Here is a 15,631-nt window from a genome sequence, read left to right as displayed (position 1 = left end):
GCCCACGCCGTACCGGCCCCCGACCGGTCGACGCAGCCGCGCGGGGAGCGGCCGTGCGGCTGCGGGCTGGGATGTCGTCAGGCTGCGATGTCGTCGGGCTGCGATGTCGTCGTCGGGCGGCAGGGGCGGCGACGTGCGAGGATCGCCGAACGAAGCGGCCGGCGTGCCGCCCTGACGCGGAGGTGGCGATGACCGAGGCGCTGCTCTGGGCGGCGGCGATCCTGCTGGCGGTGGCCGCCGGCTGGGCGTGGAACAGCTGGCGGCACCGGGCGAACAGCCGACGCTCGGCCGACCGACCCGGTCGCGGCGCACCGACCCGCACGCGTGGTCGTCGTCCCGCCCCGCCTCGGCCACGCGGCACCGACCGGCCGGCCACCACGCCGCGCTCCCGCGACACCGATCGGGCGGCCGGCACTCCGGTGGCCGGCGAAATCTGGTGGGCCGACGTGCCGTACGTCGACGGCAGCGGCTCGAAGGTGCGGCCCTGCCTGGTGCTGCGCGCCGACTCCCGGGGCGCCGACGTCCTGAAGATCACCAGTCAGGACAAGAGCGACCGCGACGACCACGTCCGGATTCCAACCCGGGACTGGGATCCCGGCGCCGAGCACGACAGCTACCTGAACCTGACCGAGCCGATCCGGATCAGCTCGGCCGACTTCGCCGACCGCGCCGGTCGCTGTGACGCCGACCTGTGGCGGAAGGTCCGCAGCCTGCGCCACCTGCCCACCAGCTGACACCGGCCCACAGGCCGCAGGCCACCCCGACCCCCGGCCCCCGACCCCCGGCCCCCGGCCCCGGCCCCGGCCCCGGCCTCTGCCATGATCCACTCGGGTTCCAGGAATCCGGGGTGTCCGAGCCGCCGCAACACCCCGCCTTCCAGGAACCCGAGTCGATCACCGCAGACAGGCCGGGCCACGCTGGCAGGCTGCGCCAGGCTGGACCGGGCCCGGCCACGCCAGACCAGGCCACGCCAGGCCACGCCACGCCAGGCCACGCCAGACCAGGCCACGCCAGACCACGCCAGACCAGGCCACGCCAGGCCACGCCAGGCCAGGCCACGCCAGACCAGGCCAGGCCAGGCCAGGCCAGGCCACGCCATGCCATGCCAGGCCACGCCATGCCAGGCCACGCCAGGCCACGCCAGGCCACGCCGGGCCGGTCAGTCCCAGGCTGCGCCGAGGGTGGCGAGCTGGTCGGCGTACTCGATGCGGTCGGCCCAGCCAGGCGGCCAGGCCGCCATCCCGGTGGCCGCGCCCACGAAGGCGCCGGCCAGGGCGGCGATCGAGTCGGAGTCGCCGGCGGTGGTCGCGCCCCGGGCCAGCGCCGCGACCGGGTCGTCGGCGTGGCGCACGGCGCAGAACAGAGCGGTGGCCAGCGCCTCCTCGGCCACCCAGCCCTCCCCCGTGGCCCGGCACGGGTCGCCGCCGTCGTCCGGCTCGCCGAGGGCGACGGTCAGCCGGCGCAGCGCCACCAGGCATTCGTCCCAGCCGCGGGCGATGAACTCCTCCGGCGTGTCGACCCCCGGGCGCTGCCAGAGATCGCCCAGCCACTCGCGGCGGTAGACGCGGTGCTGGGACCGCGCCCGCTCGGTGAGAATCGCGGGAAGCTCCGCCAGCGGGACGCCCCCACGCACGGCGAAGACCGCGTACGCGGTGAGTTCGCTGGCGGCCAACCCGGTCGGGTGGCCGTGGGTCAGCCCGGCCTGCAACTGGGCCAGCCCGGCCAGCGTGTCGAGGTCAGCGTCCAGCAACCCCACCGGCGTCACGCGCATGTTGGCGCCGCAGCCCTTCGAGTCGGCGATCGTCGCCTCCTGCCAGGGCAGCCCTCGGGCCAGGTCGGCGCAGGCGCGTAGGCAGGTCATCCCGGGGGCGCGGTTGTTGTCCGGACTGACCGACCAGGCCACGAAACGCCGTCGCAGCAGCGGCTCCACCACCTCCGGAGTCAGCGACGGCGCCTCGTGCAGCGCCCAGCCCACCGCCAGCGCCATCTGGGTGTCGTCCGTGACCAGCGCCGGCTCGCCGGTCAGCTCACGCGGGCCGGTCGGGCCGTAGCGGCGCTGGATCTCGGCGACGGTCAGGAACTCGGTGGGCTTGCCCAGGGCGTCGCCGTAGGCGAGGCCGAAGAGCGAACCGGAGGCGCGCAGCGGAGAGAAGTGGATCACGGCGGCCATGATGCCGGGCCGCCGCAACCCACGCCATGTTCAGTCCCAGCAGAGGCAGAACGGGTGGCCGGCCGGGTCGGCGTAGACCCGGAAACCCTCGCCCTCGCCGGGCAGCCGCCGGGCACCGAGCGCGAGCGCCGCCTTCTCCGCGCTGTCGATGTCGTCCACCGTCACGTCCAGGTGGAACTGCTGCGGACGCTCCGGGTCCGGCCAGGCCGGCGGACGCAGGTTGAGCGCCCGCTGGAACGCCAGGCGGGGCTGGTGCCCGGGCGGGCCGCCCAGCACCACCCACTCGTCATCGGGCTCGCCCTCACCCTCGACCAGGGGGATGCCGAGCAGCTCGGAGTAGAACGCGGCCAGCGCCCGCGGATCGGGGCAGTCGATCACCACTGAACGTAGCTGTCCAATCATGACCGTCATCCTGCCCACGGGGTACGACAGAAAAACGTCACTCCTCGGTGAACCGGCGACCGGCGTCCCGGCAGGCCGCGAGCACCGCCCGGGCGTACTGGGGAGTGGCTCCGGCCAGGCCGCACGCCGGGGTGACGACCACCTGCTCGGCGAGCTGCCGACGGGGAAAGCCGAGGCGGTCCCAGATCTGGCGTACCCGATCGGCGATCTGCGCGGAGGTCGGTGCGCCACCGGCCGACGGCGGTCGGGTCGGCGCGGCGCCGGCCAGCAGCCCGAGGCCCGCGTCGATGGCCTCGCCCAGCGGGTCCAGGTCGGTGACCAGGTCGAGGTCGAGGGCGACCGCGACGGCGCCGGTGGAACGGATCAGCTCCAGCGGCACCTGCGGGGCGCAGCAGTGCACCACAGTGGGTACGCCCACCGCGTCGACGACCGTGCGCAGCAGAGCGGCCGCGTCCGCGGACTCCACCGCCCGGTACGCGCCCAGCCCGCTCTCGGTGGGCACCCGCCCGGCCAGCACGGTCGGCAGCGACGGCTCGTCGAGTTGCAGCAGCACCGAGGCCCCGGGCAGCCTCCGGGCGACCGCCGCGACGTGCCCGCGCAGCCCTTCGGCGAGGGAGCCGGTGAGGTCGCGGACCGCGCCGGGGTCACGCAGCAGCCGGCCGCCGATCGGCAGTTCCAGCGAAGCGGCCAGGGTGAGGGGGCCAGCGGCCTGCACCTTGATCGGGCCGGCGTACCCCTCGGCCTGCTCGGCGAGCTGATCCAGGTCGCGTTCCATCAGGTCCCGGGCCCGGCGCAGGTCACGGCCGGGGCGGGGGGCGACCCGCCAACGCCCGGCGTACAGCTCGACGGGCAGCTCCACCAGCAGCCCGGCGCTGCGGCCGATCAGGTCGGCCCCGGGGCCGCGTGCCGGCAGCTCGGGCAGGTGCGGCAGCTCGGGAAGCTCACCGAGGACGACCCGCTGGGCCTCGGCGATGTCGGTGCCGGGCAGCGAGCCGATACCGGTCGCCGCGCCGGCCGGCCAGGGCCACGCCTGATCTGTCACGGCCGAAGGCTATCCCGCTGGCCGCGCCGGCCGCTCGGCGACCACGCGCAGATCGCCCGGTCAGCCGGTGATGGTCGCGGAGCCGAGGACGATGTCGCCGGCCGGGTCCGGCCGGTACGCCACCACGGCCTGACCGGCGGCCACACCACGGACCGGCCGACGCAGCTCGGCGTGCAGCGTGTCGCCGTCGAGGTCGAGGTCGACGGTCGCCGGCACCACGTCACCGTGCGCGCGCAACTGCACCTCGCACTCGACCGGCGCGGCCGGACGGGGGCCACCGGTCCACACCGGGCGGGTGGCCCGCACCGTCGACACCTCCAGCGCCTCGGCCGGACCGACCGTCACCGTGTTGGTCTTGGGCGTGATGGAGAGCACGTAGCGCGGCCGACCGTCCGGGGCGGGTCGGTCCAGGTGCAGACCGCGACGCTGCCCCACCGTGTAGGCGTACGCGCCGGTGTGACTGCCGACCACCGCGCCGGTGCTCGCGTCGACGACGTCGCCGGGCGCCTCGCCGAGCCGGCCGGCGAGGAAGCCGCGGGTGTCGCCGTCGGCGATGAAGCAGATGTCGTGGGAGTCCGGCTTGTCGGCCACCGCCAGGCCACGCTCGGCGGCCTCCGCGCGGACCTGCGCCTTCGTCGAGTCGCCGAGCGGGAACATCGACCGGTCCAGCTGCTCGCGGGTGAGGACCGCCAGCACGTACGACTGGTCCTTGGCCACGTCGACGCTGCGGCGCAGCAGCCCGTCCGGGCCGAGCCGGGCGTGGTGGCCGGTGACCACCGCGTCGAAGCCCAGGGCCACCGCCCGGTCCAGCACCGCCGCGAACTTGATCTTCTCGTTGCAGCGCAGGCACGGATTCGGCGTACGACCCGCGGCGTACTCGGCCACGAAGTCGTCGACCACGTCCTCGTGGAAACGGTCGGCCATGTCCCACACGTAGAACGGGATGCCGATCACGTCGGCGGCCCGGCGGGCGTCCCGGGAGTCCTCCAGGGTGCAGCAGCCGCGCGCCCCGGTCCGGTACGTCTGCGGGTTTCGGGCCAGCGCCAGGTGCACGCCTGTCACATCATGCCCGGCCGCCACCGCCCGTGCCGCCGCCACGGCCGAGTCCACCCCGCCCGACATCGCCGCCAAAACCCTCACCAGCAGACTCCCTTCCCCACCAACCCTATCCACCTGCCCGGCCCAGCCCCCACCCCCACTCCGGCGCCAAACGGGGCGACCCGGTCGGAGCACCGCGTCGATCATGAAGTTATTGCCACGACGCGCCGATACGGTCGGCAATAACTTCATGATCGACGGGGTGGGGCGGGGGCCGGCCGGGGACCGGCCGGGGGGGTGGGGGGGGTTAGCGGGGGGTGCGGGGGGCGGCGGCTCGGCGGGCCCGTTGCACCGCTGCTGGTAGGGCCGCGACGAGGGCGTCCACGTCGGCCTGGGTGCTGGTGTGGCCGAGGGTGAAACGCAGCGAGGAACGGGCGCGGTCGTCGTCGGCGCCCATCGCCAGCAGCACGTGCGAGGGCTGGGCCACCCCCGCCGAGCAGGCCGAACCCGTCGAGCAGGCGATGCCCTGGGCGTCCAGCAGGAGCAGCAGGGCGTCGCCCTCGCAGCCCGGGAAGGAGAAGTGCGCGTTGCCGGGCAGCCGGTCGGTCGGATCACCGTTGTAGACCACCTCGGGCACCGCCCGGCGGACCCGCTCGATCAGATCGTCGCGGAGGGCGGCCACCCGGGCCGCGTACTCCTGCTGACCCTTCACGGCGGTCTCGACGGCCACCGCGAAGGCGACGATGCCGGCGGTGTCCAGCGTGCCGGAACGGACGTCGCGTTCCTGGCCGCCGCCGTGCAGCAGCGGGACGGCCGCCACGTCCCGGCCGAGCAGCAGCGCGCCCACCCCGATCGGGCCGCCCAGCTTGTGCCCGGTGACGGTCAGCGCGGCGGCCCCGCTGGCGGCGAAGTCGACGGGCACCTGGCCGACGGCCTGGATGGCGTCGGTGTGGAAGGGCACGCCGTACTCGGCGGCGACGGCGGCCAGCTCGGCCACCGGCTGCACCGTGCCGACCTCGTTGTTGGCCCACATGGCGGTGACCAGGGCCACCCGGTCGGCGTACGCGGTCAGCTCGGCACGCAGGTCCTCCGGGTCGAGACGGCCCGTGGAGTCCACCGGCAGCCAGCCGACCTCGGCTCTCTCATGCTCGACCAGCCAGTCGACCGAGTCCAGCACGGCGTGGTGCTCGACGGCGCTGGAGATCACCCGTCGGCGGTCGGGGCCGGCGCCCCGGCGGGCCCAGAAGATGCCCTTGACCGCGAGGTTGTCGCTCTCCGTGCCCCCACCGGTGAAGATCACCTCGGACGGCCGGGCGCCCAGTACCGCAGCCACCCGCTCGCGCGACTCCTCGACCCGACGACGGGCACGACGACCCGCCGCGTGCAGGGAGGACGCGTTGCCGACCTCGCGGGCGGTAGCGACGTACGCCTCCAGTGCCTCGTCGAGCATCGGAGTCGTCGCCGCGTGATCCAGGTAAGCCATCACCGTTCAGCGTACGGCCGAGTTGTCGGGGGCCGGAGGGCGGAGTGGGCTCCATGCGACGGTGCCGGGGTGGGATTCCCCCACCCCGGCACGTCGCGACCGCCCGGTCAGGCGGGCACCGCCGTGACGACGATGTTGTCGCGGTACTTGCGGGCCTTGGCGTCGAACGGCCCGCCGCAGGTGATCAGCGTCAGTCGCGGCTTGCCGTCGCGGGCGAAGTACCGCTCCAGCGGGATCTTGGTCTTGGCGTACTCCTCCCGGGCGACGACCCGGTACTTTCGCGCCTTGCCGTCGCTGCCGGTCGCGGTCAGGGTGTCGCCCTGGTCCAGCTCGCGCAGCCGGAAGAACGCCCCCCGGCCCTGCTTGGCGCTGTCCACGTGACCGGCGATGACCACCGAACCGGCGCCCGCCTCCAGGCCGGGGCCGTAGCGGTACCAGCCGATTTGATCGACGCTGGGCGGCACCTCGAACTCGTTGGTCCGCTTGTTGATGCCGACCGCGTTGACCGTGGCGGTGACGTCGATCCCGGGGATCACCAGCCGGACCGGAGGGACGACCCCGGCGCCGGCGGGCAGCTCGCCGGCGGTCACCGGCACCGACGGGTCGCCGCCGACGGCCGAGGGGGTCGCGCTGGCGGCCAGCGTGCTCGCCTCCTCGGCGCCGACGTTCTCGGCCGGCTGGGAGTTGCACGCCACCAGGGTGGCGACGGTGAGCGCGGCAACGCCGGCGGCCAGGGCCGCCAGCGCGCCGCGGTTGCGCACCGTCACTTGCGACCGGTCCGCGCGGTCGCCATCCGCACCCCACCACCAAGCAGCAGGAGTACGCCGGCACCGGTCAGCGCGTACCACCAGGTCTGCACGCCGGTGCCCGCCTGGCCGCCGTCACCGCTCGGCACGCCACCCGGGGCGGAGTGCAGGCCGGTGATCGTCTGGGCCACCACGTCGAGGGTCTTGTCCTCGGCGGAGCCGATAGCGTAGACGATCGTCGCGGTGCCCTCCTTGAGGTTGAGGTCCGCCGGGCCGATGGCCACGGTGTCGGTGCCGGCCAGCACCACGTCCGCCTTCACCGTGCCGGCGTCGACGTCGCCCTTGGCCTCCTTCGGGTTGGTCAGGCCCTTGAAGACCGGGGTGCCACCGGCACGCACGTCGACCGCCGGGGCGGCGGCGGTGTGCCGGACGATCAGCCGGGCCTTGCCAGCGTCGACCTTCGAGACGTCGTTCACGAACGGCGTGATCTTCGGCTTGCCGGCGGCGTCGAGGTGCGCGGCGAGGCTGATGTTCGCCCCGCCCGGCACCTCGGCGTTGTCGACCTTGAGGATCGCGCTGCCGATCGGCTCGCCCGGCTTGGTGAGAGCGATGTCGTACTCGCCCTCGGCCAGGTTCAGCGGGCCGGCCACGTCACCGGGCTTGAAGTTGTTGAGCGTCTTCTTGCCGTTGACGTAGACGTCGACCGGGGTGTCCGGGATGCCGTGCACGACCGAGACCTTCGAGGTGGCGGCGTACGCGGGGCTGGCGGTGAACGCGGCGACGCCGGCGAAGGCCAGCGCGGCGACGGCGCCGCCCGCGGCGACCCGACGGAAGTACGAGAGCTGCATGTCTGCCTCCTGGTGATTGGTGCTGATTCGTCAGGCCTGGCTTGCAGAACGGGTTACGCCGGCTCCGCGACGGCTGGATGCGCCTTCGACGCGATTTCTTTTTCCGGCCACGACCGCATCCGGATCGGGCCCGGCGGACGAAGAGCTGGTGAGATGACATCGACCGGGAGAGTGGGGCGAGGGCTGTGGCAGCTACAGTCGGGTATGCCCCATCGAAGGCTGGACGCCCGATGACGGCGCTACCACAACAACCCGACCCACCGGTGGACGACCTCGCGCCCCGGTTCCGGTCCGGCGACGAGGTGGCGCTGCGCGAGGCGTACGACCGCTACGGCCGTGCCGTACTCCACCTGGCCACGTCCATGCTGGCCAACCGCGCCGACGCCGAGGACGTGACGCAGGCGACGTTCGTGGCCGCCTGGCTGGGAAGGGACACCTTCGATCCGGCCAAGGGGTCGTTGATCGGCTGGCTGCTCGGCATCGGCCGGCGCAAGGTGATCGACCGGATGCGGGCCACGGCGCGGGAGACCCGCGTGGTGGAGACGGTCCGGCAGTTGCCCGAGCCGGCACAGACGACGCCGGACCCGGACCGGGTGGTGGACCGGCTGGTCATCGCGGACGAGCTGGCACGCCTGCCCGACGACCAACGACGCATGCTGGAGTTGGCCTTCTACGACGACCTGACACACCAGCAGATAGCCACAGTGACCGGGGTGCCGCTGGGCACCGTGAAGAGTCACATCCGGCGCGGCATGGCGAGCTTGAAACGCAGATGGGAGGTGGACGGTGCAGCACCTGGAGCACGAGCGGCTGGTTTTTCTGGCGCTCGGTGAGAGCGATGCGGACAACGGGGAGAGCACCCATCTCGACACCTGCGGGCACTGCCGCACGGAGCTGACGGCCCTGCGGCAGGTGGCCGGGCTCGGCGTGGAGACGCAGAGCCTCGGTGACCTGCCCGACCCGCCGGAGCACATCTGGCAGGGCATCGCCGCCGAGATCAGGGCGGCCGAGGCCGTGCCGTCGCTGACCGAGGCCCGCCTGCAGCAGGCCGCCGAACAGGCGACGATCGGGCAACGGCCGAGCGGCTCGCCGGCCGGGCCTACGGCGTCGGGTGTCGCGGGCCCCGAATCGGGCGGCAGGTCACGGGCCGGTCGGCGTGCCGGTTGGTCGCGCTGGGCGGCCACCGCGGTGACCGCTGTCGCGGCGGCGGCGATCGGCGTGGTGGGCACGGTCTCGGTGCTGCGCCCGGACGAGCCGGCGCCCGCTCCGACGCCCGCGGTGCTGGCCAGCGCGCCCCTGGCTGCCTTCGGTTCGACGCCGAAGTCGGCCCAGGGTGACGCGCGGATTCTGCAGAACGGCCAACTGCATCTGCACGTCGCGAATCTCCCGCGCGTGCCGGGGTACTACGAGGTCTGGCTCATCAACCCGACGAACATGGAGATGTTCTCGATCGGCACCCTCGGTGGTGACTCGGACGCTCTGCTGCCCCTGCCTCCGAACGTCGACCTCAAGAGCTACTCGGTGGTCGACGTCTCCGCCGAGAAGTACGACAACAACACCCGCCACTCCGGCGACAGCCTGTTGAGAGGCACCCTGACGGGCTGATCGGCGGGCCGGCTCAGCTCCCCGGCCCGCCGATCAGCTCCCGACGAAAAAGTGGCCGCCCGGCGCCGGGCGGCCACTTTTCCTTGTCTCACGGTCACTTACGCTTGCGGATCTCCTCGGCGGCCTGCGGGACGATCTTGAACAGGTCGCCCACCACGCCGAAGTCGGCCAACTCGAAGATCGGGGCCTCGCCGTCCTTGTTGACGGCGACGATCGTCTTCGAGGTCTGCATGCCGGCCCGGTGCTGGATGGCGCCGGAGATGCCGAGCGCGACGTAGAGCTGCGGGGAGACCGTCTTGCCGGTCTGGCCCACCTGGAACTGGTGCGGGTAGAAGCCGGAGTCGACCGCCGCGCGGGACGCGCCGACGGCGCCGCCGAGCAGGTCGGCCAGCTCCTCCACCAGCTTGAAGTTGTCGGCGTTGCCGACACCACGGCCGCCGGAGACGACCACGCCGGCCTCGGTCAGCTCGGGGCGGGAGCCCTTCTGCTCGGCGACCCGCTCGACGACCTTGGCCAGCTTGTCGGTGTCGGTGACCGACACGGTGAGCTGCTCGATCGCCGGGCTCGCGGCGGCCGGGGCCGGGGTGACCGAGTTGGGCCGGACGGTGACCAGCGGCAGACCCTTGGTGACCTTGGACTTGACGATCGTGGAGCCGGCGAAGGCGACCTGGGTGGCGGTGCCGTCGGCGGCCAGGCCGACCACGTCGGTCAGGATGCCGTTGTCGAGCTTGACGGCGAGCCGGGCGGCGATCTCCTTGCCCTCCTGGGCGGACGCCAGCAGCACGGCGGCCGGCTGCACCCGCTTGACCAGCTCGGCCAGCACGGTGGCCTTGGGGGCCACCAGGTAGCCGTCGATCTCGTCACCCTCGGCGGCGTAGATCTTCTCCGCGCCGTACTCGCCCAGCTTGGCGCTCAGCGCCTCGGCTGCGCCGACGCCACCGAGCACGACAGCGCTCGGGGTGCCCAGCTCACGGGCGAGGGTGAGCATCTCCAGGGTGACCTTCTTGACGCCGAATTCCTTGGTGGCTTCGACGACGACGAGAACCTCAGACATGTCCAGACCCGCTCTCACACGAACTTTTCGGTGGCGAGGAACTCGACCAGCTTGACGCCGCCCTCGCCCTCATCGGTGATCTTGGCGCCGCCGGAGCGCGGCGGACGCTTGGTGTGCTCGACGACGGCGCTGGTCGCACCGTCGAAGCCCACCTCGGTCGGTGCGACGCCGAGGTCGGCCAGGGAGAACGTCTGCACCGGCTTCTTCTTGGCCGCCATGATGCCCTTGAACGAGGGGTAGCGCGGCTCGTTGATGGTGTCCCACACGGAGACCACGGCCGGGGTGGAGGCGGTGACGACCTCGTAGCCCTCCTCGGTCTGCCGCTCGACGGTCAGCGTGGCGCCGTCGACGGTGAGCTTGCGGGCGCCGGTGAGCGCCGCGACGCCCAGCCGCTCGGCGATCATGTGCGGCATGACCTGCACCCGGCCGTCGGTGGACTCGGCGCCACAGATCACCAGGTCGGCGTTCAGCTGACCGAGGGCGGCGGCGAGCACCTTCGAGGTCGCCACGGCGCAGGAACCGTGCAGGGCGTCGTCCACCACATGCACGGCCTTGTCCGGGCCCATGGAGAGCGCCTTGCGGATCGACTCGGTCGCCCGGTCCGGACCCATGGTCAGGATGGTGACCTCGCCACCGTGCGCCTCCTTGATCTTCAGCGCCTCCTCGATGGCGTACTCGTCCATCTCGTTGATCACGTTGTTCGCCGAACCGCGGTCGACGGTGTTGTCGTCATTGCGCAGGTTGCGGTCCGCGCCCGAATCAGGCACCTGCTTGACGAGTACGACGATATTCATCGCGCTTCGACGACCCTCCTGTGTGGTGTTGCGATTGGCTCGCCCGGTTGGGCCGCAGCCTCGCGCGTCGGTCGACGCCCGGTCAACCGCGGGCTGCTGTGCAGTTGCCCACGACGCAATGTTACCTGCCAGTAGGTTGAGGCCACCGGGCACTCAGAGTGACACAGCTCACCGACACGCGGCGCGGTCAGGCCGGGTCGGCCAGCGCACCCCGGATCTGGTCGAGGGCGGCGGCTTCCGCCGGGGCCACCCCGTCGTGCGCGCGGGCCACCCGGTCCGCCGCGGTCAACACCACCGACCGGTACGCCTCGACGTCGGCCGGCGACTTCTCCCGCAGGATCCGCACCGCCCGGCCGAGCGCCGGCAACACCACCGACTCGATCTCCAGCTGGGAGTCCCGGGGCAGCCGGGGCAGCGGGCCGGTGGTCAGCGCCTCCTTGACCACCCCACTGGCATCGGCCAACGCGCCGGAGGCGGCGACGCTCTCCCGGATCACGCCCAGCATCCCCGGGTCGGCGTTCGAGACCAGGAAGACCGCGCCGAAGGCGCCCGTCTTGAGGGTCAGGCGCTCCTCGTCCGTCAACCGCTGCTCCATGATCACGGAGTGTAGACGTACGGGGTGGTGGTGGTGACCGGGACGAGGCCGAGTCGCTCCAGGATCGGCCGGCTGTCCTCGGAACAGTCGACCTGCAACAGCGTCCGGCCCCGCTGGTCGGCCAGCCGGGCCCGGTAGGTGACCAGCGCCCGGTAGATGCCCCGGTGACGCCACTGCGGCAGGGTCGAGCCACCCCACAGGGTGGCGAAGCCGGTCTTCGCCGGGAAGCGCACCCAGCCGGCGCTCACCACCGTGCCGTCCGCCTCCGCCACCACGATGGTGATCGAGTGCGGGTCGGCGTCGATCTCCTTGGCCAGACCCCACACGAGGTGCGAGCGATCCTCCTGCCAGACCTCCTCCTCCATGGCGGCGATCCGCTCCAGGTCGGCGCGCGCGGTCACCTCACGAAGGCGTACCCCCTCGGGGATGACGGGCAGCGCGGCGGCCAGCGGCGCGACCGGCCCGACCACGACGGTCTCCCGGTCCTCCGGCACGAAGCCGGCGGCGCGCAGCCGGTCCGCCAGGTCCGCCGGTTCGTCGTGCCCGTTGAGCTTCCACTCGACCGACTGGCCGCGCTCGCGGAACAGCGCCACCTGCCGGGCGATCAGCTCGTCCAGCGCGTCGCCGGTCAACCCGCCCAGGTCGCGGTAGGTGAGGAACCCCCCGGCGTCGAGCCCGATGATCCGGACCAGCGGCCCGTCCCGCTCCACCGTCACTCCCGCCGGAACCGGGTCGGGGATCTCCGGGCGGAGCTGGTTGTCGTAGGCGGTGCGCAGCGTGGTCACATCAAGATCCGTCACCACACCAGGCTAAGGCCCTGGGGAAGCGGATAATCTCCCAGCATGTGGGAGGTGATCAGGCGGTGGTTCGACCCGGCCGAGGCGCGCGCCGTCGGTGAGACACCGGACTACCGGTTCTCGCTGGCCAACGAGCGAACCTTCCTGGCCTGGCTACGCACCAGCCTGGCGCTCGTCGGTGGCGGGCTGGCCGCCGCGCAGTTCCTGCCGCAGCTGCCGATGAGCCACCTGCGGGAGGTCATCGCGGTCGCGCTGCTGCTGCTCGGCGGCGCCGTCGCGATCCGCGCGGTGGACCACTGGGCTCGTACCGAACGGGCCATCCGGCTCGGCCAGGAGCTGCCCGCCTCCCGCTTCCCCGCCGTCCTCGCCCTCGCCGTGGGCGCCGGCGCGGTGCTGCTGGTCATCGCGGTGCTGGCGCGCGCGATCGGCGGACGGTGAGCGCCGGACGCGATCCCGGGCTGCAACCGGAGCGGACCCGGCTGGCCTGGCGGCGCACCCTGCTGACGCTGACCGTGGTGACCGCGCTCGCCGTCCGCTTGGCGTCGAACGGCGGCCCGTTCGGAGCGCTGGTCGCCGGTGCGGCCGTGCTGCTCTGGGGCGGCGTGCTCGTGCTCTGCTGGCCCCGCGGCACCGGCACGGGGGCGGCCCGCACCGGCGGCCGGACGTTGCCGCTGGTCGCGCTGGGCACCGTCGGGCTCGCGCTGCTCGGCGTGCTGGCGACGGTTCGCGGACTGTGGTGACGCGACGCGGTGCGCCATGATGGGTGCATGGCCCGGCTGTACGTTCTCCTCTTCCTGGTGCAGATTGTCCTCGCCGTCTGCGCGCTGATCAGTTGCCTCTCCGCCGAGGAGGGTCAGATTCGCGCCCTGCCCCGGATCGCCTGGGTGCTGATCATCCTGTTCTTCCCCCTGGTCGGCTCGATCGCCTGGTTCGTCGCCGGCCGGGAGCCCGGCCCCGCGGCCCGCAGGGCGTGGCCGGCCGGCGGCGGCTCCACCGAACGGCAGCCGCGCCGCCCACTCGCTCCCGACGACGACCCGGAGTTCCTCCGCTCCGTGCAGGACCGCGCGCGTCAGCAGGACCAGGAACTCTTCCGTCGCTGGGAGGAGGACCTGCGCCGGCGGGAGGACGACCTGCGCCGCCGCGACGGTGAGCCGCCCCGTGAGGGTGACCGGCCGGAGGTGTGAGACGCGGCCCGGCCGGTACGCCACTCAGACTCGACGCCTGAGGCCGCGTACGGCCAGCGGCGCGAAGATCACCGCGATGCCGGCGCCCCACAGCAGCGTCTGGAGCACCGGGCCGGCCACCGGCCCGCCGACCAGCAGGCCCCGCAGCGCGTCGGCCACCACGGTCACCGGGTTGACCTCCACCCAGTTCTGCAACCAGCCCGGCATCCGGTCGGTCGGTACGAAGATGTTGCTGGTGAAGGTCAGCGGGAAGATCACCATGAAGCCGAAGATCTGCACCTTGTCCGGTTCGCTCACCAGCACCCCGACCAGCACCGAGATCCAGGACGCGGCCAGCGTGAACGCCAGCAGCAGCGCGAACGCCCCCACCACGCCGAGTACGCCGTTGCCAACCCGGAAACCGAGGATCGACCCGACGCCGAGCAGCAGCGCGATCGACCACGCCTGCTTGACGGTGTCGGCGAGGATCCGGCCGGCCAACGGCGCCCACCGGGCGATGGGCAGCGCCCGCAGCCGGTCGAAGACCCCCTTGGTGAGGTCGTTGTTCAGCCCGAACCCCGTCGTCATCGTGGCGAAGAGCGCGTTCTGCACCATGATGCCGGGCAGCATGAAGGTGAGGTACTCGCCGGACGAGCCGGCGATGGCCGTGCCGAAGACGTAGGTGAACAGCAGCACGAACATCACCGGCTGGATGCTCAGGTCGAGCAGCTCCATCGGGTTGTGTTTGATCTGCACCAGGCTGCGCCAGGCCAGCGTGAAGGTGTGCCGCAGCCCGGCGGCGACGCTGAGTCGACGGGTCGGTGCGAGCGCGGGGCTGAGGGTCACGGCGCTCATGCCGGGGTCCTTTCCAGGTCGGTGTCGGCCGGGGCGTCCTCGGCCCGGTGGCCGGTGAGGGAGAGGAAGACCTCGTCCAGGCTCGCGCCGCGCAGCGCCAGCTCGGCGACCGGGATCTCGGCCGCGTCGAGGCGGCCCACCATGACGGGCAGCACGCGAGGGTCGTTCACCGCGACGGTGACCGCGCTCTGCGCGACCTCGGGGGTCACACCGGCCACCTCGCCGGCGATGGCGACCACGGTGCCGAGATCGGCGACGTCGGCCGGGCGCACGGTGAGGGTCTGCCCGCCGATCTTCGCCTTCAGCTCCTCCGGCGTGCCCTGGGCGATCACCCGCCCGTGGTCGACCACGGCGATCTCGCCGGCGAGCTGGTCGGCCTCCTCCAGATACTGGGTGGTGAGCAGCACCGTCACCCCGTCCGCGACCAACGTGCGGACGATGTCCCACAGGTCGTTGCGGCTGCGCGGGTCCAGGCCCGTGGTCGGCTCGTCGAGGAACAGCACCTGCGGCCGGCCGACCAGGCTGGCGGCGAGGTCCAGTCGCCGCCGCATCCCGCCGGAGAACGTCTTCACGGCCCGATCGGCAGCATCGCTGAGCCCGAAGTCGTCGAGCAGTTGCCGGGCCCGCCGCTTGGCGTCGGCCCGGCTGAGACCGAGCAACCGCCCGATCAGCAGCAGATTCTCCGCGCCGGTCAGGGTCTCGTCGACCGAGGCGTACTGGCCGGTGAGGCCGATCAGCTGACGCACACGGTGGGCGTCGCGGACCACGTCGAAGCCGCCCACCGTGGCATGTCCCTCGTCGGCGCGCAGCAGGGTGGCGAGGACCCGTACCGCAGTGGTCTTGCCGGCGCCGTTCGGCCCGAGCAGACCGAAGACCGTCCCTGTCGGTACTGCCAGGTCAACTCCGGCGAGGGCGGTGGTGGCGCCGAAACGCCGCACCAGACCCTCGGCGCGGATCGCGTGGTCCATCGCAACTCCTGTCGTCTGCGGGTGATGACACCACCATGGGCGACAGGTCTGACATCCCGCCGTTCCCGCGC

19 protein-coding genes are annotated in these 15,631 nt (G+C 72.8%); 6 read left to right on the top strand and 13 right to left on the bottom strand.

The window, feature by feature from the left end; genetic code table 11:
• The first annotated feature begins 188 nt into the window (after positions 1–188).
• A complete protein-coding gene (locus ABZT87_RS03005) occupies positions 189–734 on the top strand; it encodes a type II toxin-antitoxin system PemK/MazF family toxin (protein ID WP_355133263.1) in 546 nt (181 codons plus the stop codon).
• A gap of 425 nt (positions 735–1,159) precedes the next feature.
• Here ABZT87_RS03005 and ABZT87_RS03000 read toward each other — a convergent pair whose 3' ends face one another.
• The 7 genes from ABZT87_RS03000 to ABZT87_RS02970 all read right to left on the bottom strand — a co-directional run bounded on the left by ABZT87_RS03000 (position 1,160) and on the right by ABZT87_RS02970 (position 7,729).
• Positions 1,160–2,170, bottom strand: a complete 1,011-nt coding sequence (locus ABZT87_RS03000; RefSeq protein WP_355133261.1) for an ADP-ribosylglycohydrolase family protein — start codon at positions 2,168–2,170, stop codon at positions 1,160–1,162.
• 30 nt (positions 2,171–2,200) lie between these two features.
• Positions 2,201–2,572 carry a VOC family protein gene (locus ABZT87_RS02995; RefSeq protein ID WP_354861225.1) on the bottom strand — a complete coding sequence of 124 codons (372 nt, stop codon included), beginning with the start codon at positions 2,570–2,572 and terminating at the stop codon, positions 2,201–2,203.
• A gap of 37 nt (positions 2,573–2,609) precedes the next feature.
• On the bottom strand, positions 2,610–3,614 hold the full coding sequence (locus ABZT87_RS02990) for a methionine synthase (protein ID WP_355133259.1): 1,005 nt from the start codon (positions 3,612–3,614) through the stop codon (positions 2,610–2,612).
• A gap of 60 nt (positions 3,615–3,674) precedes the next feature.
• A complete protein-coding gene (gene mnmA, locus ABZT87_RS02985) occupies positions 3,675–4,754 on the bottom strand; it encodes a tRNA 2-thiouridine(34) synthase MnmA (protein WP_355133257.1) in 1,080 nt (359 codons plus the stop codon).
• Positions 4,755–4,959: 205 nt separating this feature from the next.
• Entirely contained in the window at positions 4,960–6,135 is a 1,176-nt protein-coding gene (locus ABZT87_RS02980) for a cysteine desulfurase family protein (RefSeq protein WP_355133255.1), read from the bottom strand.
• A 107-nt stretch (positions 6,136–6,242) separates the two neighbouring features.
• Complete coding sequence (locus ABZT87_RS02975) at positions 6,243–6,902, bottom strand: class F sortase (RefSeq protein WP_354863261.1); 660 nt, start codon at positions 6,900–6,902, stop codon at positions 6,243–6,245.
• A complete protein-coding gene (locus ABZT87_RS02970; RefSeq protein WP_355066974.1) occupies positions 6,899–7,729 on the bottom strand; it encodes a DUF4397 domain-containing protein in 831 nt (276 codons plus the stop codon). The genes ABZT87_RS02975 and ABZT87_RS02970 overlap by 4 nt, the downstream gene beginning before the upstream one ends.
• 230 nt (positions 7,730–7,959) lie before the next feature.
• On the opposite strand from ABZT87_RS02970, the gene ABZT87_RS02965 reads away from it, so the two are divergent.
• Together ABZT87_RS02965 and ABZT87_RS02960 are read left to right on the top strand one after the other, a co-directional pair.
• Complete coding sequence (locus ABZT87_RS02965; protein WP_355066973.1) at positions 7,960–8,562, top strand: sigma-70 family RNA polymerase sigma factor; 603 nt, start codon at positions 7,960–7,962, stop codon at positions 8,560–8,562.
• The gene (locus tag ABZT87_RS02960; protein ID WP_355133253.1) at positions 8,516–9,334 is read left to right on the top strand and encodes an anti-sigma factor; all 819 of its coding nucleotides are present in this window, start codon (positions 8,516–8,518) and stop codon (positions 9,332–9,334) included. The genes ABZT87_RS02965 and ABZT87_RS02960 overlap by 47 nt, the downstream gene beginning before the upstream one ends.
• Before the next feature lie 94 nt (positions 9,335–9,428).
• On the opposite strand, the gene ABZT87_RS02955 is transcribed toward ABZT87_RS02960, so the two are convergent.
• The 4 genes from ABZT87_RS02955 to ABZT87_RS02940 all read right to left on the bottom strand — a co-directional run bounded on the left by ABZT87_RS02955 (position 9,429) and on the right by ABZT87_RS02940 (position 12,577).
• Positions 9,429–10,388, bottom strand: a complete 960-nt coding sequence (locus ABZT87_RS02955; protein WP_355133251.1) for an electron transfer flavoprotein subunit alpha/FixB family protein — start codon at positions 10,386–10,388, stop codon at positions 9,429–9,431.
• A 14-nt stretch (positions 10,389–10,402) separates the two neighbouring features.
• On the bottom strand, positions 10,403–11,182 hold the full coding sequence (locus ABZT87_RS02950) for an electron transfer flavoprotein subunit beta/FixA family protein (protein WP_344357351.1): 780 nt from the start codon (positions 11,180–11,182) through the stop codon (positions 10,403–10,405).
• A 187-nt stretch (positions 11,183–11,369) separates the two neighbouring features.
• Positions 11,370–11,783, bottom strand: coding sequence for a hypothetical protein (locus ABZT87_RS02945; RefSeq protein WP_355133249.1), 414 nt, complete (start codon positions 11,781–11,783; stop codon positions 11,370–11,372).
• Positions 11,780–12,577 (bottom strand): GNAT family N-acetyltransferase, encoded by a 798-nt coding sequence (locus ABZT87_RS02940; RefSeq protein ID WP_355133247.1) that lies wholly within the window; start codon positions 12,575–12,577, stop codon positions 11,780–11,782. Before ABZT87_RS02940 ends, ABZT87_RS02945 begins: the two co-directional genes overlap by 4 nt.
• A 42-nt stretch (positions 12,578–12,619) precedes the next feature.
• Here ABZT87_RS02940 and ABZT87_RS02935 point away from each other — a divergent pair, with 42 nt between their 5' ends.
• The 3 genes from ABZT87_RS02935 to ABZT87_RS02925 are packed head-to-tail and all read left to right on the top strand — an operon-like array spanning position 12,620 to position 13,758.
• Positions 12,620–13,012, top strand: a complete 393-nt coding sequence (locus tag ABZT87_RS02935; RefSeq protein ID WP_354855211.1) for a DUF202 domain-containing protein — start codon at positions 12,620–12,622, stop codon at positions 13,010–13,012.
• Positions 13,009–13,314, top strand: coding sequence for a DUF202 domain-containing protein (locus ABZT87_RS02930; RefSeq protein WP_355133245.1), 306 nt, complete (start codon positions 13,009–13,011; stop codon positions 13,312–13,314). The genes ABZT87_RS02935 and ABZT87_RS02930 overlap by 4 nt, the downstream gene beginning before the upstream one ends.
• 27 nt (positions 13,315–13,341) lie before the next feature.
• A complete protein-coding gene (locus ABZT87_RS02925; protein WP_354855209.1) occupies positions 13,342–13,758 on the top strand; it encodes a PLD nuclease N-terminal domain-containing protein in 417 nt (138 codons plus the stop codon).
• A gap of 24 nt (positions 13,759–13,782) precedes the next feature.
• On the opposite strand, the gene ABZT87_RS02920 is transcribed toward ABZT87_RS02925, so the two are convergent.
• Positions 13,783–14,592 (bottom strand): ABC transporter permease, encoded by an 810-nt coding sequence (locus ABZT87_RS02920; RefSeq protein WP_355066968.1) that lies wholly within the window; start codon positions 14,590–14,592, stop codon positions 13,783–13,785.
• Complete coding sequence (locus ABZT87_RS02915; protein WP_354855207.1) at positions 14,589–15,560, bottom strand: ATP-binding cassette domain-containing protein; 972 nt, start codon at positions 15,558–15,560, stop codon at positions 14,589–14,591. The genes ABZT87_RS02920 and ABZT87_RS02915 overlap by 4 nt, the downstream gene beginning before the upstream one ends.
• Positions 15,561–15,631: the final 71 nt, after the last annotated feature.

This window comes from Micromonospora sp. NPDC005237, from assembly GCF_040607775.1.
In the GTDB taxonomy this organism is placed as follows: Bacteria; Actinomycetota; Actinomycetes; order Mycobacteriales; family Micromonosporaceae; genus Micromonospora.
Note: the sequence above shows the minus strand (reverse complement) of the source record. Positions and strands in the feature narration are given on the sequence as shown.